The sequence below is a fragment of the Streptococcus oralis genome, assembly GCF_003943415.1.
GTDB lineage: Bacteria > Bacillota > Bacilli > Lactobacillales > Streptococcaceae > Streptococcus > Streptococcus oralis_BJ.
Genome location: NZ_RJPK01000006.1, coordinates 39,630 through 60,485, shown reverse-complemented (window position 1 = coordinate 60,485; position 20,856 = coordinate 39,630). Strand labels below are relative to the sequence as shown.

26 protein-coding genes are annotated in these 20,856 nt (G+C 37.6%); 21 read left to right on the top strand and 5 right to left on the bottom strand.

The window, feature by feature from the left end:
* Window positions 1-1,079 precede the first annotated feature (1,079 nt).
* From D8801_RS08055 to D8801_RS08020, 8 genes are all read left to right on the top strand, one after another.
* Window positions 1,080-1,397 carry a hypothetical protein gene (locus D8801_RS08055; RefSeq protein WP_125849085.1) on the top strand — a complete coding sequence of 106 codons (318 nt, stop codon included), beginning with the start codon at window positions 1,080-1,082 and terminating at the stop codon, window positions 1,395-1,397.
* A 59-nt stretch (window positions 1,398-1,456) separates the two neighbouring features.
* Window positions 1,457-1,669 carry a hypothetical protein gene (locus D8801_RS08050; RefSeq protein WP_125849083.1) on the top strand — a complete coding sequence of 71 codons (213 nt, stop codon included), beginning with the start codon at window positions 1,457-1,459 and terminating at the stop codon, window positions 1,667-1,669.
* Window positions 1,662-1,877, top strand: coding sequence for a hypothetical protein (locus D8801_RS08045; protein ID WP_125849081.1), 216 nt, complete (start codon window positions 1,662-1,664; stop codon window positions 1,875-1,877). Before D8801_RS08050 ends, D8801_RS08045 begins: the two co-directional genes overlap by 8 nt.
* A 3-nt stretch (window positions 1,878-1,880) precedes the next feature.
* On the top strand, window positions 1,881-3,194 hold the full coding sequence (locus D8801_RS08040) for an FtsK/SpoIIIE domain-containing protein (protein ID WP_125849079.1): 1,314 nt from the start codon (window positions 1,881-1,883) through the stop codon (window positions 3,192-3,194).
* A gap of 525 nt (window positions 3,195-3,719) precedes the next feature.
* Window positions 3,720-4,139: a hypothetical protein gene (locus D8801_RS08035; protein ID WP_050104975.1), complete on the top strand. Its 420-nt coding sequence runs from the start codon at window positions 3,720-3,722 to the stop codon at window positions 4,137-4,139.
* A 4-nt stretch (window positions 4,140-4,143) separates the two neighbouring features.
* Entirely contained in the window at window positions 4,144-5,160 is a 1,017-nt protein-coding gene (locus tag D8801_RS08030) for a replication initiation factor domain-containing protein (RefSeq protein ID WP_125849077.1), read from the top strand.
* Window positions 5,161-5,221: 61 nt separating this feature from the next.
* Window positions 5,222-5,470, top strand: a complete 249-nt coding sequence (locus D8801_RS08025; RefSeq protein WP_000571454.1) for a hypothetical protein — start codon at window positions 5,222-5,224, stop codon at window positions 5,468-5,470.
* 15 nt (window positions 5,471-5,485) lie between these two features.
* Window positions 5,486-6,982, top strand: coding sequence for a tyrosine-type recombinase/integrase (locus tag D8801_RS08020; RefSeq protein ID WP_125849075.1), 1,497 nt, complete (start codon window positions 5,486-5,488; stop codon window positions 6,980-6,982).
* An 87-nt stretch (window positions 6,983-7,069) separates the two neighbouring features.
* On the opposite strand, the gene D8801_RS09965 is transcribed toward D8801_RS08020, so the two are convergent.
* The 4 genes from D8801_RS09965 to rpmF form a co-directional block, all read right to left on the bottom strand.
* Window positions 7,070-7,663, bottom strand: coding sequence for a hypothetical protein (locus D8801_RS09965; protein ID WP_260468150.1), 594 nt, complete (start codon window positions 7,661-7,663; stop codon window positions 7,070-7,072).
* Window positions 7,664-7,702: 39 nt separating this feature from the next.
* Window positions 7,703-8,452 carry a hypothetical protein gene (locus D8801_RS09960; protein WP_260468149.1) on the bottom strand — a complete coding sequence of 250 codons (750 nt, stop codon included), beginning with the start codon at window positions 8,450-8,452 and terminating at the stop codon, window positions 7,703-7,705.
* A 154-nt stretch (window positions 8,453-8,606) separates the two neighbouring features.
* Window positions 8,607-8,756, bottom strand: coding sequence for a 50S ribosomal protein L33 (gene rpmG, locus D8801_RS08010; protein ID WP_001265622.1), 150 nt, complete (start codon window positions 8,754-8,756; stop codon window positions 8,607-8,609).
* Window positions 8,757-8,771: 15 nt separating this feature from the next.
* Window positions 8,772-8,954 carry a 50S ribosomal protein L32 gene (gene rpmF / locus D8801_RS08005; protein WP_000290418.1) on the bottom strand — a complete coding sequence of 61 codons (183 nt, stop codon included), beginning with the start codon at window positions 8,952-8,954 and terminating at the stop codon, window positions 8,772-8,774.
* A 230-nt stretch (window positions 8,955-9,184) separates the two neighbouring features.
* On the opposite strand from rpmF, the gene ilvD reads away from it, so the two are divergent.
* Entirely contained in the window at window positions 9,185-10,888 is a 1,704-nt protein-coding gene (gene ilvD, locus D8801_RS08000) for a dihydroxy-acid dehydratase (RefSeq protein ID WP_000137343.1), read from the top strand.
* 175 nt (window positions 10,889-11,063) lie between these two features.
* Here ilvD and D8801_RS07995 read toward each other — a convergent pair whose 3' ends face one another.
* Complete coding sequence (locus tag D8801_RS07995; protein ID WP_084859277.1) at window positions 11,064-11,405, bottom strand: metal-sulfur cluster assembly factor; 342 nt, start codon at window positions 11,403-11,405, stop codon at window positions 11,064-11,066.
* A 123-nt stretch (window positions 11,406-11,528) separates the two neighbouring features.
* Between D8801_RS07995 and rgg the strand changes: the two genes are divergently transcribed.
* The 12 genes from rgg to D8801_RS07930 all read left to right on the top strand — a co-directional run bounded on the left by rgg (window position 11,529) and on the right by D8801_RS07930 (window position 20,837).
* A complete protein-coding gene (gene rgg, locus D8801_RS07985) occupies window positions 11,529-12,380 on the top strand; it encodes a quorum-sensing system transcriptional regulator Rgg (RefSeq protein WP_125849071.1) in 852 nt (283 codons plus the stop codon).
* A 304-nt stretch (window positions 12,381-12,684) separates the two neighbouring features.
* Entirely contained in the window at window positions 12,685-13,932 is a 1,248-nt protein-coding gene (locus tag D8801_RS07980) for an MFS transporter (RefSeq protein WP_125849069.1), read from the top strand.
* A 78-nt stretch (window positions 13,933-14,010) separates the two neighbouring features.
* Window positions 14,011-15,291, top strand: a complete 1,281-nt coding sequence (hisS, locus tag D8801_RS07975; protein WP_125849067.1) for a histidine--tRNA ligase — start codon at window positions 14,011-14,013, stop codon at window positions 15,289-15,291.
* Window positions 15,292-15,434: 143 nt separating this feature from the next.
* Window positions 15,435-15,638, top strand: coding sequence for a helix-turn-helix transcriptional regulator (locus tag D8801_RS07970; RefSeq protein WP_084945484.1), 204 nt, complete (start codon window positions 15,435-15,437; stop codon window positions 15,636-15,638).
* Window positions 15,638-15,826, top strand: a complete 189-nt coding sequence (locus tag D8801_RS07965) for a hypothetical protein (RefSeq protein WP_038804241.1) — start codon at window positions 15,638-15,640, stop codon at window positions 15,824-15,826. The genes D8801_RS07970 and D8801_RS07965 overlap by 1 nt, the downstream gene beginning before the upstream one ends.
* Window positions 15,813-16,010 carry a hypothetical protein gene (locus D8801_RS07960; protein ID WP_001046133.1) on the top strand — a complete coding sequence of 66 codons (198 nt, stop codon included), beginning with the start codon at window positions 15,813-15,815 and terminating at the stop codon, window positions 16,008-16,010. Before D8801_RS07965 ends, D8801_RS07960 begins: the two co-directional genes overlap by 14 nt.
* A gap of 2 nt (window positions 16,011-16,012) precedes the next feature.
* A complete protein-coding gene (locus D8801_RS07955) occupies window positions 16,013-16,363 on the top strand; it encodes a PspC domain-containing protein (protein ID WP_125849065.1) in 351 nt (116 codons plus the stop codon).
* An 18-nt stretch (window positions 16,364-16,381) separates the two neighbouring features.
* Window positions 16,382-17,116, top strand: coding sequence for a DUF3169 family protein (locus tag D8801_RS07950; RefSeq protein ID WP_162284863.1), 735 nt, complete (start codon window positions 16,382-16,384; stop codon window positions 17,114-17,116).
* Between the two features lie 9 nt (window positions 17,117-17,125).
* Window positions 17,126-17,767, top strand: a complete 642-nt coding sequence (locus D8801_RS07945; RefSeq protein WP_084947401.1) for a CPBP family intramembrane glutamic endopeptidase — start codon at window positions 17,126-17,128, stop codon at window positions 17,765-17,767.
* Window positions 17,768-17,784: 17 nt separating this feature from the next.
* Window positions 17,785-18,003: a hypothetical protein gene (locus D8801_RS07940; protein WP_000832176.1), complete on the top strand. Its 219-nt coding sequence runs from the start codon at window positions 17,785-17,787 to the stop codon at window positions 18,001-18,003.
* A 151-nt stretch (window positions 18,004-18,154) separates the two neighbouring features.
* Window positions 18,155-19,918, top strand: coding sequence for an aspartate--tRNA ligase (gene aspS / locus D8801_RS07935; protein ID WP_125849063.1), 1,764 nt, complete (start codon window positions 18,155-18,157; stop codon window positions 19,916-19,918).
* Window positions 19,896-20,837, top strand: a complete 942-nt coding sequence (locus tag D8801_RS07930) for a YitT family protein (protein ID WP_125849061.1) — start codon at window positions 19,896-19,898, stop codon at window positions 20,835-20,837. The genes aspS and D8801_RS07930 overlap by 23 nt, the downstream gene beginning before the upstream one ends.
* Window positions 20,838-20,856: the final 19 nt, after the last annotated feature.

Below are 20,856 nucleotides of genomic sequence, written 5' to 3'. Positions count from 1 at the left end.
AATTGTATATGCAAAAATCAAAAACCCTGCTATCGAAATGATAGCAGGGTTTAACTTCAATATCCAAATGATATATTTATCTAAAAAGGTAGAGTAAAAGGTAGAGTTTTTATTGATTTGTAGCTCAATGTAATGAATTTCGAAAAATCAAAAATCGCTTCAAATCAATATTTTGACGTCTATTGACGTGTACTGAAACCCTTACTTAACTTCTGTGAAGAAGATGTTGTTTTAAAGGTATGTAATGATATTTGAAAACCTTGATTTGATAGCCTTTCTACCTAAAATAAAATAAATGGTAAATAGAGAAATATGAATTTATTGAAATTTAATCAGTTAGGAATCAGTTACGATAAATTAATATTCTTTGAAAATCAGAATATAGCACTTATTAGTATTGCTTTATCATAGGTTAGATATTTTCTTAATTAGATAAGTGCGTTGTAGTTTCAATTTATGGAGTACATTAGTTTGTAGAGGTATTAAACAAAATTACTCGTTATGATAGTTCATCAAAGGTATTATTTTATATCAGATGTACAAAGTGTGGAGAGAAGTTTTCAGATAGGAATTACTTGAAAAGTATGTGTTTTTATGATATATATTATGTAGGAGGAATGTTATGGCGAAATTAACAAATTTTTATTTGAATAAACAGAATGAAATTAATTTACCAAGACTAGCTAAATTTTTTAAAGAAAAAAATATGCTTGAAAGAGAGAATAGGACTTGGGTGATTAATCTAGCGANAAAGGAACTTTTTGAAAGTCTGGAGTCTGAGATTATAGATTTTGAAAATAATAATTAATTGACGCACTGAGCGTCTTTTTTTTTTGCAACAATAAATATATATTCATGTATCTAACATGTAATACATATGCAACAAAGATGTAATGTTTAAACCTTGATTTTTTTTTGCCCGCATGATATGATATAACCATGAAATATGTTTGATACATATAAGAAATATAATTTTAGAATGAGGTTATGAATATGAGTAACAGTCGAGCTTCTCCATTCAAGATATAATTCAAAAATAAACTATATTTAATTTTAAAATTTTAAGGAGAAAGAAAACAATGAAGACATTTAAAGAATTGGTTGATATTGAGGGAATGGTCTTTCCTAATTCTTATGGGGTGAAGCGTGTGCAGAGGTTTAATCCTTCAGAGTCACCATGTTTCTATCTTGATGATGAGTCTAGAGAGTTACTTAAGAGAAAATTACCATTTGATAAAATTAATGAACCTACTTTGAAAAAATTTGCTGAGAATATTATTATATTAAATCGTCAAAAGCATCGTGTATCTGATAAATCTAGAATTGTTTTGATGAATGAGGTTAACTACAGCTATAGTGGTGAATCATTCTATACTAATATTGTTGAATATTATTAATTTTGGTAGGGGAGGTTTCTCCTCTATCGTTTTACTTATAAATAAGGAGAAATAAGAGTATGAATAAATATTATTTTTGGAGAAATATCTCTGTAACATTAATCATGATTTTTTCAGTATTTTCAGGATTTTCTGGAAACATGAATTTTAATAAATTTAATCCATTTCTGGCAATTCAGTCTTTTGTTTTGCTATCTCTTGTTTTGTTGATTATGCAACTCCCTGATTTAATATCAGCCTTATTAAAAAAACGAGGTGAGAGACATGAATGATATAAAATATATGCAAGTATCTTTTTGCGTGTTTATAATTCTAATGGGTCTTTCGGTTTTTATTTTCCATCCTATTGGAGAAGGGGTTTCTTTAATGTGTGCTATTATAGCCACCCCATTTTTATTCACATTTGCCTTTTACTATTTCAAAATAAAGATAAAAAACTTTCGCATTATCGTTAAGGATATGCTGGAAAAATTAAGGTAAAAAATGTTTCAAATTAAACAAACGGCTTCTTTGTCTGAGAATTACTTTGTTAATACATCTAAATTAAGGAGTTTTCGCTGGTTTACTATAGGATTTTTGAGCATATTGTCCCTTTCTAGTAGTATTCTTTTTAAGGGATGGTTTCTCCAAATGTTTACATTATCTGTTGGATTAATTATAACTTTGTACATTGAAAGAAAAATCAAGGGATGGGCTCAGCAGATTGAACCGCTGTTAATTGTCAGAGAAAACCTTCTATTTATGCTTCGCAGAAATTCCTTTCTTTTTACAGCAACAAAAGATGGTATTATTCTTAGTTCTGCTCGATTTAATTATGAAGTGAATGACATTTCAATCATAATAGAAGCTATTAAGAGTGGTGATGAGTTCGCGATAGAGATGGACAATTTAGACGTTCTCCTAAGCAGTGCTCTAGGAATAAGCCTATCGTCTAAAGAAATTTATGCTACTCATGTTGAATATGTTTTTGTGTATAGACCGCCCGAACGTCAACATATCACCTCCCTCCCTCTTGAAGATGATAGTCTGAAAATAAAAATTTATGATGAATTCGTAATAGATGTAAGAAAAAATTATAATTTATTGATATCTGGTTCTAGTGGTGCGGGTAAGAGTTATAGCACATATTTTATAGTGTCGAGATTTATTTCTCAGACTGTATGTGGTAGACATGCTAAGATTTTTGTGATTGACCCGAAAATGTCTGACATTTATAAACTGTGTCAGCGTTCGGGAATGCCAGTAGGAAATTATGGGACAAGTAATGAGGATGCCTTTAGAATTCTGCGTCACTATGTCAAGGAGCTAGATAGACGTATGCTAATCTATAATCAAAGTGATTTGTTTGATAGTATTGGTATAGACTTAGGCCTTCCTCCTTTACTTCTGATAATAGAGGAGTATTCATCGTTAGTGGCTTCGATGGACAGTAAGACTAAAAAAGATTTTGAAAATATGGTTGCCATCGTTGCTCAAAAATCCAGGTCTTTATCTATGGGGGTCTGTATTGTTATGCAACAACCCCGTTCCGATAGCCTTTCGACCAACATTCGAGAGCAATTGGCCCATGCTATATTCCTTGGAATGCCTACTCGCGAATCTAGTCAGATGATGTTCGGCACAACAGATGTGCCCAATGTCAAGAAGGATAAAGGAGTTGGGCTTTACTCTACAGAGAGAGAGCCTCCCAAGGAATTTCAAGCCCCAATTTTTGACAGAGATGTATTTGAGACAATACTCCCAGTTTGGGAATGTGCTGCTAAAGATTATATGAAGGATGAAGATGAGGATGTATGAGATAGAAATACTTGTGAAGCTAGGAGATGGAAATGTAATGAAGGATTATGAATCTGATACCAATCCATATAAGGCGTTGCTAAAAGCAATGAATATGGCTCATATGTTTATTGTTGATGAGCTGGAATAAAAGGATATTTAATGATATGATTTTAAAACATATCTGTGAAGTATGCGGAAAAATAGAGGTATTAATGAGGATAAACAATGAACCATTGAGTATATTGCCAAACTCAGACGACGGTCTTTCGAACTAGCAAAATAGGGACGATTGCCCAGGAGGGGCAGAATCGAGCGGAGCGTTCTTCTTTTTGCTAGGAGAAAGAGCCAACCGACTGCTTTTGCAGGAGGTCAGAAAAAACAGCCCCAGTACTAATAGGGGGTGCACACATACATGAAATGTACTCTAAACCCTTGGTACGTAAGGGGTTACGGCTTGCTAGTTGTACCAAGAGGTCGCAAACTCTTGGGAGAGTAAGGATGAGAGGTGTTTTCATGTAGGATACGGAATTAAGGAGAAAAAATATGGTTTACAATATGACAGATACAAACATTAAAATTGGATTGCTTGACCTTGAAATGTCACAGTTTGATATTCCTAAGAAAGTAGTGATTTTGTCAGTTAGGGTGAGCAACAAATACAAAGAAATCAACGGTGAAAACGTGAAGACAGATGAAGTAAGTAAAATTACTTCTACTGTGCTTGACGCTGACAAAGTGAAAGTTCTAACTGAAATGGGAATTTCTACTGATGACTTAAAAGCGATTAACCTAGAAATTATCGGAAATCTGGATAAGATTGCAAAACTTGCTCAAAATGATTCTTTGTTGAATGTTTCTGTTGAATTGATTCGGCCTAAGGTTCGACTAGCTTGGAACATGGCTAGAAGTAATTGGGCGGGTGTAAAAATTGTGTGTGAGGATATTAAAATTCTAGGAGAATAATCCTATGAATACTGTTAGAATAGATTATTTTGCTGTGACTGTTAAGGATGTTCCGCCAGAAAGAGTTCTGACAGACATCCTTCTGATTCCTCTTGAAAACTTTTCCTTGAATGATTGGGGCATAAATAAGTATAAGCAACATTATTCTTGTTCAGAAATTAAGGTGTATTTTAATGCTGATAGGCTTTCTATGGGTGTATTTATCGAATTAAAAGGGCAAGGTTGTCATCAATATGAAGAGTTTTTAAACAGTAACGAAAATAATTGGATTGCTTTGATAAATCGTTTATATCATCATAATGCCAACTTTACTAGACTAGATATTGCCCACGACATATTTGATGGTAGCTTAGATGTTCAACGAATATATGACTATTGCAAGAAAGGATTATGTATCTCGAAAGCAAAACACTTTGAATATCATGAGAAATCAGTTCTAGATTCTGGTGAGCGTGTAGGAGAAACAGTTGCAATAGGTTCACGAGGTAATCAGCAGTGGTGCATATATAATAAACGCATGGAGCAACTTGGTAAGCAAGAGCTTGTAGAAGTTTCGTCTTGGATTCGCGCAGAGCTTAGATGTTGGCAGGAAAAGGCTAATATAATTGCAGAGCAGTTATTTTTAAAACGTCCCTTATCGTCAATCTATTTTGAAGCTATCAATGGTCATTATCGCTTTGTTCGTCCAAATGCGACAGATAGCAATCATTGGAGAAGAAAAAAAGTCAAGTGGTGGATAGATTATCTAGGAACTGAAAACCAGACAGTTCTTAGTATTACAAGGGCTAAAACGACACTACGGCAGTCGGAGGCTTGGACAGAGAAACAAGTTGCGAAAACATTAGCAAAAGTCTATATTGCAAAGTATCAGGCTTATGATGTTCAAAAGGCGGAAGATTATATTCAAAGCTTGCTCAAAGAGGGACTTTCAAGGCTAACTGATAATGATGAAAAGGATATAGAACAATATATAAGAGAACAGAATAGTTCCCAATTTTGGGGACAAAAAAAGACGACTTGAAAATAAGTCGCCTCTAAAAATTAACTAACTAGATTATAGCATAAGAAAGGAAAGTATTCCAATGATAGAGCTTAAGACAAAGTCAGACTATGATTTAACTAAAAATTGGTATCGGAAGAAAGAATTTTTAGATGAACTTTGGAAGGGTATGAAATTACCTACATTGGATCACTATATTCGTCAAATGAGAAATAGTCCATATTCTTTTGGAATTTGTGGAACCCATGGGAATGTCTTTATTCATGCGGAGGTGTTTAAAGATTGGTTTGATTATAAGATTTTCCATGAAAATGAGGCAGTTATAGCTTAGTATAAGGGGGTAAAAATGAAGGTAGGTAAGACTACTCGAGTTCTGACTGTTTATCAATGGAAACCAGACCCTTCTAAAAAAGGAAATGTGCTTGTTAAGTTTGCAATGAGATATACTCATCCTTTGATAACAAAAAGTCGTTATAAGTACCTTACAAGGGGAGAAAATAAAGGGTGGTATACGACTAAGGCAATACCAACAGGAAAGGACAGTAAGGGACATGAGAAGTTACTTATTTCTGATATAAAGAATAGTCAGCTGATTACAAAAGTTTCAAAGATATTAAATGAAATGATTGATGAAACCGTATTAGATTTGACTGGAGAAAAACCAAAGAAATTAGAGCCTAGTAAAACTTTATGCCTCAAAGAGATAGCTAGACCGTATGATGAAAACAGTGAATTATACGGTTTAGCTTTTAAGTGGTGGGTCAATCGTGTTAAGCCTGCCAAGAATACTCTAAAGACTAGAGTTAGTGTTTATAACCAGCATATTTCCCCATATTTCAACGAAAATATGAGCCTTAAACAGTTCTGTATGGAACAGGAAAAAATGCAAGATATTATAAATAATGCAAGTGAGGGAACTTCAAAGAACATTCATATCTATCTTAAAATGATATTTGATTGGGCGGTAGAACAAGGAGAATTGACAGCGTCGCAACACCCTATTTTGAATAAGAGGGTTAAGCGTAAGACACTAACAAGTGCAGAAGAGCAGGCGAAACTTAGGGAAGATATAGCTGAAAAATATCTTGAAGTTGAAGAGGCTAATCAAGTATTTAAAATTATTGAAAATTGGACTAAGCGACATAATAATGAACTAGTTGCTGATGTACTCAGAATTATCTACTTGACAGGTATGAGACCGAGTGAAGCATTAGGTTTGAATGAAGATGTTCTAGATTTCAAGAATAAACTCATTAAGGTTCATTGGCAGAGGGCAAGCCATAATAAGACTGACAAAGAAATGGTAGAAGAAGGCTTGCGTGATGAGAAGGAACGATATAGAGCAATTCTAAAAACTAAAGAAAGCGTTAGAACTATTCCGATGTCACCAAAAGTAGAACAAATTTTACTTAAATATATTGAAAGAAATAAGTTTCAGGCGAGATTTAATCCGACTTATCATGATATGGGATATATTTTTACTAGGGTATACATAAAAGGGAAGAACCAGCAGGGCAGTCCATTGTATCATACAGAAATTTCAATGTTCTTAAGAGGTGGAACTAGTCAGTCCGCTAAGTATAATAAGAAAAGTGGAAAATCCTATAAGGATATTGATGACCTAGTCGATTTTGGTAGACCTGTTCACATAGTTCCCCATATGTTCCGACATAGTTTTGTTTCAGTCATGGCTGATAAGAATGTAAGCCTAAACGTTATTCGAGAGTTTGTGGGACATTCAGAAGATAGTAGAGAAATAGAAAAAATTTATCTTCATGTCATGCAAAAAGGAAAACATAAGATTGAACAAGCTATGGTAGATTTGGCTGAAATAATTACTTGATTTATTTTCACCAGTTGAGATTCAGTTGTTTTGTTAAAATCAAACGAAAAAAGCCTTTGAAACTTTGATTTCATAGGCCTTTAATTATTATTTTAGTATTCTTGCTATGATTATGAATATAGAAATAACAATAATACTAACTAAACTTATCAATAAAATCTCAATGTTATTAGTAAAGATATTTATTACTTGAAGAACAGATACGGAAGCAATAATAAAAAGTATTGCTTCCATAAGTTTAGTATTTCGTAATTCATTAAATTGATATTTTTCTTTAATTAAGTCATATTCCTCTTGCTTTACTTTTTCTACATATTCATCGTGAGTGAAATCAGAGTGCTCTTTAAGATGATTAAAAAGTTCAAAAATAGGTCTATAATTAAGTCGGTACATAAAAATATATGATTTTTTATAATTGTGAGCCCATTCATTAAACTGAATAAGATGTTTTTCATTTGAAAGGTGGAATTTTTCAAGTCCGTCCATAATAGTTTCTTCAAGGCAAACTAATTGAAAAAAAGGAGTAGCCGAAGCTAAAAAGAAGCTAGCTTGTTGTAGAAAATTGGACTCAAAATTATTAGAATTATTGTTTTTCCAGATGACATAATTAGAACCTTTGTTTATGTAGTTAATGTATTCTAAATCAAAATAGTCTGTTCTGTAATATTTTGATTTATTCATAGAGGATAGAGCTTGTGAAGTATATGGAGCGTTAATCATTCAAGTATACAATTTGTCTTTTTTAAAGAATTCTAATTTATTCATATCTTTCATATTAGTAATGAAATGGAGTGTAAAAACCCGTTCGCTTAATTGAATGCCTCCACTTATTGAAGATAATTCTTTTTTTATATAATTTAAAATATCATCTAACTGTTGAGAAGAGTCCAAAGAGTATGATTTGTTTCGCTTTTTAAAATCAGGAAAGAGTTTGGCTATCGTTTTGGTATACGGGTGTTGAAAGTCGACATCATAAAAAGAGTCTCTCAAATCCTCAAATAAATCAATTACTATTGATCCATTTTGATATACGGTAAGTGTGACAAAGTAGAGGTATATTTTGCTCTCTTTACCAAATTCTATAAGAGGAGTGAACACAAATTTAATAAATTGATTACTCTCTGTGCTATATAACCATTTTTGCTTTTCCTTCTCAAGTTTGATAAAGTATAAGTCAAGATAGTCATTGGTCTTTTTATCAATCGCATCTTTCAAATGATGTATTTCAGAGGGGATATTCCAAAATTTATTTTTTTTAGCAATAAGTTGGTTATCTTTAGTACCTATTAAAATCATTATCGTGGCAGGATGATTTTCAAATTTATTGGTAATAATATGTGTTAACTTTTTATTATCAATTTTATATAGGTCTGTACTTAACATATAAAAAGAAGTTATTTTAAATTCTTTGATTTTTTTAGAGACTTCAGAAATTTTTTCTCCCCAATTAATATTGATGGTCTTCTTCATACTAGGCTCCTTGATGATTTTCAAAATAATTATATCAAAAATATTCCCCTATTTGATATGAACAATCATATTCAGTTAAAATTCAGTTATTTTGCTAAAATTAAAAGAAAAAAGCCATTGAAACGTTGATTTCATAGGCTTTTACTGTGTTAAATTATTTAACCTCTGTGAACACAACGTGTTTGCGAAGTTTTGGTGAGTATTTCTTCAATTGAAGACGGTCTGGAGTGTTACGTTTGTTTTTAGAAGTAAGGTACAAGCGTTCACCAGATTCTTTGTGTTCAAGTGTGATATTTACGCGCATGGTATCTCCCTTCTATTATTCAGCTGTAGCAGCTTTAGCGATTTTACGTCCTTTGTAGTATCCTTTAAGTGATACGCGGTGAGAACGTGAGTAATCTCCAGTAGTTTCGTCAAAGTTTACAGATGGAGCTGTTACTTTGTAGTGTGTACGACGTTTGTTTTTCTTCGCTTTTGAAGTGCGACGTGCAGGTACTGCCATTTTGATTTCTCCTTTAGGTATTTAAATTCGATTCAATCTACTGATTTTCATCAACCATACTAGGATAACACATTTTTTTTGTAAAGTAAAGTTACTTGACAAAAAAAGATGAAAAAATTAGAAGCCATTCAATCAAATTAATCGAAATTTTCTGAAAATTCAAGAATTTTCTTCTGTTCATTGCTTTTGAAATGTGCTATAATAGTAAAAACTGAAACGGGAGGGATAAGATGACTGAATTAGATAAACGTCACCGCAGTAGCATTTATGACAGTATGGTTAAATCACCAAACCGTGCCATGCTTCGTGCGACTGGTATGACAGATAAGGACTTTGAAACACCGATTGTGGGAGTGATTTCAACTTGGGCGGAAAATACACCATGTAACATTCACTTGCATGATTTCGGAAAACTAGCTAAAGAAGGTGTCAAATCTGCAGGTGCTTGGCCTGTGCAGTTTGGAACGATCACGGTAGCGGACGGGATTGCCATGGGAACGCCTGGTATGCGTTTCTCTCTAACATCTCGCGATATCATCGCGGACTCAATCGAAGCGGCTATGGGTGGTCACAACGTGGATGCCTTTGTTGCTATCGGTGGCTGTGACAAGAACATGCCTGGTTCTATGATTGCCATTGCCAATATGGATATCCCAGCTATTTTCGCTTATGGTGGAACTATTGCACCGGGAAATCTTGATGGCAAAGACATCGATTTGGTTTCTGTCTTTGAGGGAATCGGAAAATGGAACCATGGTGACATGACAGCTGAGGACGTAAAACGTCTTGAATGTAATGCCTGCCCTGGCCCTGGTGGCTGTGGTGGTATGTATACAGCTAATACCATGGCGACTGCTATCGAAGTTCTCGGTATGAGTTTGCCAGGATCTTCATCTCACCCAGCTGAATCAGCCGACAAGAAAGAAGATATCGAAGCAGCAGGACGTGCTGTTGTTAAGATGCTGGAGCTTGGTCTCAAACCATCTGATATCTTGACTCGTGAAGCCTTTGAAGATGCCATCACTGTAACCATGGCTCTCGGTGGTTCTACAAATGCCACTCTTCACTTGCTTGCCATTGCCCATGCGGCTAATGTTGATTTGTCCCTTGAGGACTTCAATACGATCCAAGAACGTGTGCCTCACTTGGCCGACTTGAAACCATCTGGTCAGTATGTCTTCCAAGACCTTTACGAAGTCGGTGGTGTCCCTGCGGTTATGAAATATCTCTTGGCAAATGGTTTTCTTCATGGCGACCGTATCACATGTACTGGTAAGACAGTCGCTGAAAACTTGGCTGACTTTGCAGACCTTACACCAGGCCAAAAAGTCATTATGCCACTTGAAAATCCAAAACGTGCAGACGGTCCGCTTATCATCTTGAACGGGAACCTTGCCCCTGATGGTGCGGTTGCTAAGGTATCAGGTGTTAAAGTTCGTCGTCACGTTGGACCAGCTAAGGTCTTTGACTCAGAAGAAGATGCTATTCAGGCCGTTCTGACAGATGAAATCGTTGATGGCGATGTAGTCGTTGTCCGTTTTGTTGGACCTAAGGGTGGTCCTGGTATGCCTGAAATGCTGTCACTTTCATCTATGATCGTTGGTAAAGGTCAAGGAGACAAGGTTGCCCTCTTGACGGATGGACGCTTCTCTGGTGGTACTTATGGTCTGGTTGTCGGACATATCGCTCCTGAAGCTCAGGATGGTGGACCGATTGCTTACCTCCGTACAGGTGATATCGTTACGGTTGACCAAGATACCAAAGAAATTTCCATGGCCGTATCCGAAGAAGAACTTGAAAAACGCAAGGCAGAAACAACCTTGCCACCACTTTACAGCCGTGGTGTCCTCGGTAAATATGCCCATATCGTATCCTCTGCTTCACGCGGAGCCGTGACAGACTTCTGGAATATGGACAAGTCAGGTAAAAAATAAACAAGAAAAGCAAGCCATTTTCGGCTTGCTTCTTTTCATCTTCAAAAGTGATTTGCCTGCTTATACTCAATAAAAATCAAAGAGCAAACTAGAAAGCTAGGCGCAGGTTGCTCAAAGCACAGCTTTGAGGTTGGAGATAAAGCTGACGTGGTTTGAATTTGATTTTTGAAGAGTATTAACGAGGTGGCAGTCCAAGGGCAATGCGGCCGTAGCGACTGATTCGTGTGATCTTCCAAGCAGGTGACCAGGTAACTTCAACCTTGACATCTTCGATACCCTCGATTTGTTTCAGACCTGCGACGATTTCGATAGGCAGGCTTTCGGCGCAATCGCAGGCAGTGTCGGTGAAGGTCATGACAATCTTGCAGAGACCTGTTTCATCTAGACTGATTTCATAAATCAGCCCTAGATTGTAAACATCCAATTCCACATCTGTATCAAAAACCTTCTCTAGTTTTTCGATAATTTGATCTTGTAAGGCCAAAGCTCGGTCATTGATTTTGATATCGTCTCTCATAACAGTCCCTCCACGTGACAAATATCCTCTATTTTCTCATAATTCTGACAATTTGGCAAGTTTTTGATGAATTTTCTGAAAAATATGATAAAATGAAGAAAATACTCAATTAAGGGGAAGTCTATGGAGCAGATTGGAAAAGTCTTTAGACAATTACGAGAGTCAAGAAATATCTCGCTGAGACAAGCAACTGGGGGACAATTTTCGCCGTCCATGTTGTCCCGATTTGAAACAGGTCAGAGTGAGCTTTCGGTGGAAAAGTTTCTATTTGCCCTAGAAAATATATCTGCTAGTGTAGAGGAAATCCTCTTTCTGACGAGAGGTTTTCAGTATGATACAGATTCTGAGTTGAGAAAAGAAATCACAGATGTCTTGGATCCAAAGAATATAGCTCCGCTTGAGGACTTGTATCGCAAGGAGTATCAAAAGCATGCCCATTCTCAAAACAAACAGAAACATATTCTAAATGCCATCATTATCAAGTCTTATATGAAGAGCATGGATGAAAGGGTAGAGTTAACAGCAGAGGAAGGGAAAGTCCTTCATGATTATTTGTTTTCTACCGAGATTTGGGGAATCTATGAACTCAATTTATTTTCAGTCAGTTCACCATTTCTATCTGTTTCTCTTTTTACTAGATATGTACGAGAAATGGTACGTAAATCTGATTTTCTAATGGAAATGTCTGGTAATCGAAATCTGTTTCACACTATACTATTGAATGGCTTTTTAGCCAGCATTGAGTGTGAAGAATTTACCAATGCCTCTTATTTTAAACGTGTCATCAAAGAGCATTTCTACAAGGAAAATGAGACCTATTTCCGAATTGTCTATTTGTGGGCTGAAGGTCTTCTTGATAGCAAGCAGGGTAGAGTCAAGGAAGGGCAGAAAAAGATGGAAGATGCTGTCCATATTTTTGAGATGCTTGGCTGTAATAAATCTGCTGAATACTATCGAAAAACGACCGATTGTTGAATATCTGCAAATTAAGAAAATGATTTAAAATTTGAAGCGATAGAACTCCTGATCTCTCTCAGGCCATTAAAGAAGTTCTATCGTTTTTTTGCTTATTTTGTGTGTTGCATATATTCAAAAGTTCTCCCTCTTAAATTTCTAAGTGCTATACTGTAGTCATACTTCATATAGAACTTATACTCTTCGAAAATCAAATTCAAACCACGTCAGCTTCACCTTGCCGTACTCAAGTACAGCCTTCGGCTAGCTTCCTAGTTTGCTCTTTGATTTTCATTGAGTATTCGAACAAGAAGGGAGATTATCTATGAAACTATTGTTCAAAAATCAAGCTTATCGACTGTTGACTTTATCACGATTCTTCAATGCTTTTGGTGCTTCAATTTTTAACCTGGTATTTATCGTCTATGCATCGACCTTGCCACAAGCCTCTTTTGCGGTTGCTATGGCGAATATTGTGATGATTCTTCCGACTCTCTTTACAGTTTTTGTAGGGATTCGGGCAGATTACACGAGGGACAAGGTCAAATGGATGGTCTATAGCGGTTTGTTTCAGGCAGTTTTATTTTTTCTAGCAGCTTTAGTTGTTCAGCAAGCTAGTTTATTTGCCTTTTCTATCCTGTGTTTAATCAATGTCATTAGTGATATAATCAGTGATTTTGCTGGTGGTTTGCGCATGCCTCTCATTAAGGAAAAAGTAGCTGAAAATGATTTGATGGAGGCTTATTCTTTTTCCCAGTTTATCACCTATATTTCAGCTATTGGTGGTCAAGCTTTCGGAGTCTGGCTCTTAGGACTATCGGTCAATAATTTTTCTCTCGTTGCGGGAATCAATGCCTGTTTTTTCCTAGTATCAGCCGCTATTCTCTTTTTAGGAAAAAGCAAATTAAGCCTGTCAATTTCATCTCCTGATGGTGAAACCCTAAAAAATGAGAAGCTTTCTATCAAAGACCAGTTCCTAACAATTTACCGAAATTTACGTCTCGTTTTTCTTAAAAGTGGACAGAAAAACTTTGGTTTTATGCTCTTTGCTGTCTTGCTTATCAATGCCTTGGGTGGTGCTTTGGGAGGCATTTATAACATCTTCTTTTTGAGCCATTCACTCTTGAATTTTTCTTACACAGAGGCACTATTTATCAATCAAGTCTGTGTTTTAGTAGCAATCATCATCAGTAGCCTTACGGGTAATGATTATTTTGGGAAGCAGTCCTTGCCTAGATTGATGATGTGGGCGACCTTAGGACTCAGTCTAGTTGGTCTAGCTAATTTATTCAATCAAGTCGTGCTTGGTTTACTATTTCTCTTTTTAACTCTGTATGTGTCTGGTAAAGTTTCACCAAAGATTAGTGCCATGCTCATGAAAAATCTAGCTCCAGAGGTTCTAGCTCGTACCAGCAATTTTTTAAATCTTCTCTTTACCCTCTCTATTCCTGTGGGAACAGCCTGTTTTTCACTTGTAGCCGTATGGGATATGCAGTTGACCTGGATCTTATTTGTTGGACTTTCCTTGCTGGCTATCCTTCTGACAAGTCTTAATCTCAAAAATGATATTTGAATCCTAATTTTTTTTCATGCTGTTTTAATCCCTCTATTTATGGTAAAATAAGACTATTAAGTTTAAAGAGGATTCCCTATGAAATTACAAAAACCAAAAGGAACGCAGGATATTTTACCTGCTGAATCTGCCAAGTGGCAGTACGTTGAGGGCTTTGCCCGTGAAATTTTCAAGCGCTATAACTATGCGGAAGTGCGTACGCCTATTTTTGAGCATTACGAGGTTATCAGTCGCTCTGTCGGAGATACAACCGATATCGTAACCAAGGAAATGTACGATTTCTATGACAAGGGTGACCGCCATATCACTCTTCGTCCAGAAGGAACTGCGCCCGTTGTTCGTTCCTATGTGGAAAATAAACTCTTTGCTCCAGAAGTGCAAAAGCCAAGTAAGTTCTATTACATGGGACCTATGTTCCGTTATGAGCGTCCACAGGCAGGTCGTTTGCGCCAGTTCCACCAGATCGGTGTTGAGTGTTTTGGCTCTAGCAATCCAGCTACCGATGTGGAAACCATCGCTATGGCAGCTCATTTCTTGAAAGAAATCGGCATCCAAGGTGTCAAACTACACCTCAACACTCTTGGAAATCCTGAGAGCCGTGCTGCCTATCGTCAGGCTTTGATCGACTATTTGACACCGCTCAAGGAAACCTTGTCTAAGGATAGCCAACGTCGTTTGGAGGAAAATCCTCTTCGTGTCTTGGACTCTAAGGAAAAAGAAGACAAGGAGGCAGTAGAGAATGCGCCGTCTATCTTGGACTTCCTTGATGAAGAAAGTCAAGCTCATTTTGATGCTGTGCGTCAAATGTTGGAAAATCTTGGAGTAGATTACATCATCGATACCAATATGGTGCGTGGTCTGGACTACTACAACCACACCATTTTCGAGTTCATCACAGAAATCGAGGGCAATGACTTGACCGTCTGTGCGGGTGGTCGCTACGATGGTTTGGTTTCTTATTTTGGAGGCCCTGAAACTGCTGGATTTGGATTTGGCCTTGGTGTAGAACGATTACTTCTCATCCTTGAAAAGCAAGGTGTGGCCCTTCCTATAGAGAACGCTCTAGATGTTTATATCGCAGTCTTGGGTGAAGGAGCAAATGTTAAGGCCTTGGAATTGGTACAAGCTCTTCGCCAACAAGGATTCAAGGCAGAGCGTGATTACCTCAACCGTAAACTCAAAGCTCAGTTCAAGTCAGCTGATGTCTTTGCGGCTAAGACCCTCATCACCTTAGGAGAGAGTGAAGTCGAAAGCGGACAAGTGACAGTCAAGAACAACCAAACTCGAGAAGAACTGCAAGTGTCGCTTGATGCTATCAATCAAAATTTCTCAGAAATCTTTGAAAAATTAGGCTTTTAATAGTAGAAAAACTGGTCAGGAACCTACTCCTGACCTTTTTCTTTTGCAAAATGACAAAAATCATAAACTTTTTGACAAATATTGTTGTCAAAAAGAAAAAGATGTGTTACAATGTAAGCAAGTTAAGAGAAAAGGAGAAAGGAATGCTTAAAAATCGTTTAAAAGAGCTTCGGGCTCGCGATGGTCTCAATCAGACCGAACTGGCCAAGTTAGCAGGGGTTTCCAGACAGACCATTAGCCTACTAGAACGGGATGAGTACACCCCGTCCATTGTCATTGCCCTGAAAATATCTCAAATTTTCAACGAAACAGTCGAATCGGTATTTCGCTTGGAGGAGGACGAGTGATGAACAAGTATAAAGTGATTTATTATATGAGTGTTTTTGCCTTTATTGTGAATGCTTTCGCTATGATTGGAACATTATTCGGTTGGTTTTATTTTGTTGAAAGTAAGTATTTGTTTTGGATTAATTTAGTCCTCTTGTCCATTTTCAATTGGTTAAAGAAGAAGGAGAAAAATGATGAACAAGTATAAAGTAATCTATTATGTAGTTGCCATAGCTCTATTAGTCAGTGTGTTTCTACTGATTGGGATGGACCTAGGCTGGTTTAATCCGTATCAAAGTGACCAATTTGTTTGGGCCTACTTTGCTCTCATCCCAGTAGTTGAATGGATTGAAAAGAAAACCAAAAATCTAGCAAGTGAAAAAGGAGAATGAATATGAAAAAGTTTTTAGCAGATTTTCAAGTAGATACTGAACACAAAGAACTTGCAGGTGTTTGTGCAGGTTTAGGCAATTATTTTAACATTCAAGCCAATATCGTTCGTTTGGTGACAGTCTTGCTGTTTCTCTCTTCGACAGAGATTGGGATTATAACAGTAACTCTCTATGCATATCTAGCAGGTTGGCTTGGCAATGAACCCTTGGGAGATGGAGCAAAAAAAGCGAGAAACCAAGCTATTCTCTTGTTTGCTGTCTGTTTGATTTTAGTATCACTTGGTTCAGAGGGATTGACATCTATTTTTGAATCAGGCAAAGCGTTTGGTCACTGGTTGGTTGGCTTGGTTTAGTTTAGAAAGAGGATGAATATGAAAAAGAAACGTGGATTGTTATTTTTAGCGGCTGTTGTCTTGGGAGGTTTCTTGGGCAGTTTTGCAGGGATGTTTAAGACACGTGCAGAATCCCATGGAACTATTTTAGATGTAAAGGTCTTGATACCATGGATATCAGCTATTTGTTTACTGTTAGGTTTTATTAGCATTCTTTTGACTTTCAATTTCTTAAAGAAAAGTAGAAAGTTTCACTCCTTGTATCAAGAGGAAATGGATGATGATCTGAATGAAACCTATTATGTGCAAATGTATCGTAATCTTGAGTTTGGAACCATCGCTTTTAATATAACAGGCGTAGCGATTTTATTGTCTCTCTTCATTTCAGGAAGTGAAGTAATTGTACTGAATGTAAGCTATCTAACATTATATCTTTCTTTTTTAGCATTAGCGATGGTTTTCAGTGCTCAAAAATATCTCTATAAAACAATTGCAATCGTTCGTCAGTTTGATTTGGAATTCTTCTCTACACCAAAGGATGTTTTGGACTATATAAATTCTTATGATGAAGGGGAGCGTCAGGCTAATTTGGAACAGAGTTTTCGGGTTTTATTCCAATTAAATCAGTATGTTTTGCCAGGTCTCTACTTTCTGATTGATCTCTTTTCTTTATTGACAGGAGAGATTCAGTTACTAGCTTTCTTGCTCGTAGGAACTATCCATATTTACATCAATGTAATGCAGTTACCTATGGTAAAACGCTATTTCAAATAGGAGTCTTTTATGAAATTACTTAAAAATCTTGGCTGGTTTCTTCTAGCTGTTGTATCCTTTTTCTTTGGCTATGGTCTGGTTCAGAGTATGGCTTTATCAGCTCTTGGACTAGGGGCTTCAATCTTTGGAGTTTTGCCACTCTATATCGCCCTGTCAGGGGCCTATGTTTATGGAGTTTACAAGTGGTATCAGACAGAAAAAGTTAGCATCCAGACGACGGCTTTTAATCGTTATATCTGGTTGCCAACACTGGTTTTGCTAGTGGCGATTACAGCCCAGTTCTTTTTGCCAGATGATCCGTCGGTCAATCAACAAATCGTATCACAATTGACATTGGCTCAGCCTGTCTTTGGTTTCTTTATGGTGGTGGTCTTTGCTCCTCTGACAGAAGAACTCATTTTTAGAGGGATGTTAGCGCGCTATCTCTTTCCTAAACAGAACAACAGCAAACAGACAGCTCTGTTTCTCCTCGTATCGAGTGTGCTTTTTGCCTTGATTCATTTTCCAGGAACTTTGCAACAGTTTTTAGTTTATGCCAGTCTGGGATTGAGTTTGGGTCTGGCTTATGTGAGTCGAAAAGGTCTTCTTTATAGCATTTCTTTACACGCTTTGAATAATTTAATCGGCTTTTTGATGATACTCATGCTATAATAGAGTCAGGAGGTCACATGAAACGAGTAATTTTATTAGCAGTGATACAGGCGGTCGTTCTTTTCTTTATCATCGGGGCACTTGCCTATGCCTTTAAAGGCGACTTCTTTTACAACTATCTAGCAGTTGTCTTTGCGCCTATTGCAGGTGTCTTGCGTTTTGCTTCGGCTTATGCAACGGAGATTGTTCTACCTAAAAAGGCAGCTGAGATTGCTGAAAAGCGTAAAAAAGGTTAAGAATCATAATCAGAGAATCCGATGACGTTTTCATCGGATTTTTTGTCTGTTTGTTTTGATTTCTAAAGACAATCAAACTTTTCTGCTGATTTTCATGAAGAGCCTGCGCTTTTATGGTAAAATAGTAACAGAATAAAAGAGGAGAGAAAACATGAAACGTAGTATGTATGCTGGTCGTGTTCGTGAGGAACACATCGGACAAGAAATTACCTTGAAAGGATGGGTTGGGCGTCGTCGTGACCTTGGTGGTTTGATTTTTATCGACCTTCGTGACCGTGAAGGGATCATGCAGTTGGTTATCAACCCTGAAAAAGTTTCTGCAGAGGTTATGGCAACAGCTGAAAGCCTTCGTAGCGAATTTGTTATCGAGGTGACTGGTCAAGTCGTTGCGCGTGAGCAAGCCAATGATAAGTTGCCAACAGGTGCGGTTGAGTTGAACGTGACAGTTCTTACTGTGCTGAATACAGCCAAAACAACACCTTTTGAAATTAAAGATGGGATTGAGGCCAATGACGATACACGTTTGCGTTACCGTTACCTCGACCTTCGTCGTCCAGAGATGTTGGAAAATCTTAAACTTCGTGCTAAAGTGACCCACTCTATCCGTAACTACTTGGATGAGTTGGAATTTATCGATGTGGAGACGCCATTCCTTTCGAAGTCAACGCCAGAAGGGGCGCGTGACTATTTGGTACCATCTCGTGTCAATAAAGGGCATTTCTACGCTCTTCCTCAAAGCCCACAGATTACCAAACAGCTCTTGATGAATGCTGGTTTCGACCGCTATTACCAAATCGTCAAATGTTTCCGTGACGAGGACTTGCGTGGTGACCGTCAGCCTGAGTTTACTCAGGTCGACTTGGAAACGTCTTTCCTTAGTGAGCAAGAAATCCAAGATATCACAGAAGGCTTGATTGCGCGCGTGATGAAAGAAACCAAAGGCATCGAAGTAACACTTCCATTCCCTCGTATGAAGTACGATGACGCGATGGCTCTTTATGGTTCTGACAAACCCGATACCCGTTTTGATATGTTGCTTCAGGACCTGACAGAAGTGGTCAAAGGTGTTGATTTCAAAGTCTTTTCAGAAGCACCTGTCGTTAAAGCCATTGTAGTCAAAGGCGCAGCGGACAACTACTCACGTAAAGACATTGACAAGATGACCGAAGTAGCCAAGCAGTACGGTGCTAAAGGTCTTGCTTGGGTCAAGGTGGTTGATGGAGAATTAAATGGACCAGTTGCCAAGTTCTTGACTGATATCCAAGCAGACTTGACAGCAGCACTTGGTCTTGAAGATAAGGATTTGGTTCTCTTTGTAGCAGATACGCTTGAGGTAGCCAATGCAACACTAGGTGCCCTTCGTGGCCGTATCGCCAAAGAGCTTGGCTTGATTGATAACGATAAGTTCAACTTCCTTTGGGTGGTTGACTGGCCAATGTTTGAATGGTCTGAAGAAGAAGGTCGCTACATGAGCGCCCACCATCCATTTACCCTTCCACAGGAAGAGACAGCTCACGAATTAGAAGGTGATTTGGCTAAGGTTCGTGCCATTGCTTACGATATTGTCTTGAACGGTTATGAGCTTGGTGGTGGTAGCCTTCGTATCAACCAAAAAGACCTTCAAGAACGCATGTTCAAGGCTCTTGGTTTCTCAGCTGAAGAAGCAAATGACCAGTTTGGTTTCCTATTGGAAGCTATGGATTATGGTTTCCCACCACATGGAGGTTTGGCTATCGGGCTTGATCGTTTTGTGATGCTCTTAGCAGGAGAAGAAAATATCCGTGAAGTCATTGCCTTTCCTAAGAACAACAAGGCAACTGACCCAATGACACAAGCCCCATCAACAGTCACTCTCAAACAACTAGAGGAACTCAGCTTACAAGTAGAAGAAGATGAAACAAGCAAAACAAATTAAGCGGTGGCGCTATTATCTGCGCCGCTTTGCTTATCAGATAAAAATCTTACGAGTTTTACAAAGTATCTCTCGGGAAAAATATGATGAGAAAATCTCGGCTTCTCTGGTTTATGGCTTTCTGTCAGCAGTAGCGGTCAATTTCTTTTTTCAACCAGGACACGTTTACTCCAGTGGCGCGACGGGTCTGGCACAGATTATCTCTGCCTTGAGTCATCACTGGTTTGGTTTTTACATTCCGATATCGCTGACCTTTTATGCCATCAATTTTCCGTTGATGATTTTGGCTTGGTATCAGATTGGGCATAAGTTTACAATCTTTACCTTTATCACAGTATCCATGAGTTCCCTCTTTATCCAGCTTGTGCCAGTTGTGACCTTGACAGAGGATCCCATCATCAATGCTCTTTTTGGGGGTGTTGTCATGGGCTTGGGGATTGGTTTTGCACTCCGTAACAATATTTCTAGCGGAGGTACAGATATCGTCAGTCTCACCATTCGAAAGAAAACGGGTAAGAATGTCGGCAGTATTTCTTTCTTGGTAAATGGAACCATCATGCTGATAGCAGGTCTGACCTTTGGTTGGAAATACGCCCTCTACTCTATGATCACCATTTTTGTATCGAGCCGTGTGACAGATGCGGTCTTTACAAAGCAAAAACGCATGCAGGCCATGATTGTGACCAATAATCCTGACAAGGTAATCGCAAAAATCCATAAAAAATTGCACCGCGGAGCAACCATGATCCACGATGCAGAAGGAACCTATAATCATGAGAGAAAAGCAGTCTTGATTACGGTTATCACGCGAGCAGAGTTTAATGATTTTAAACACATCATGAAACAGGTCGATCCGACAGCCTTTGTCTCTGTATCCGAAAATGTCCACATCCTAGGACGATTCGTAGAAACAGACAATTAATAATACTCAAAAGACCAGC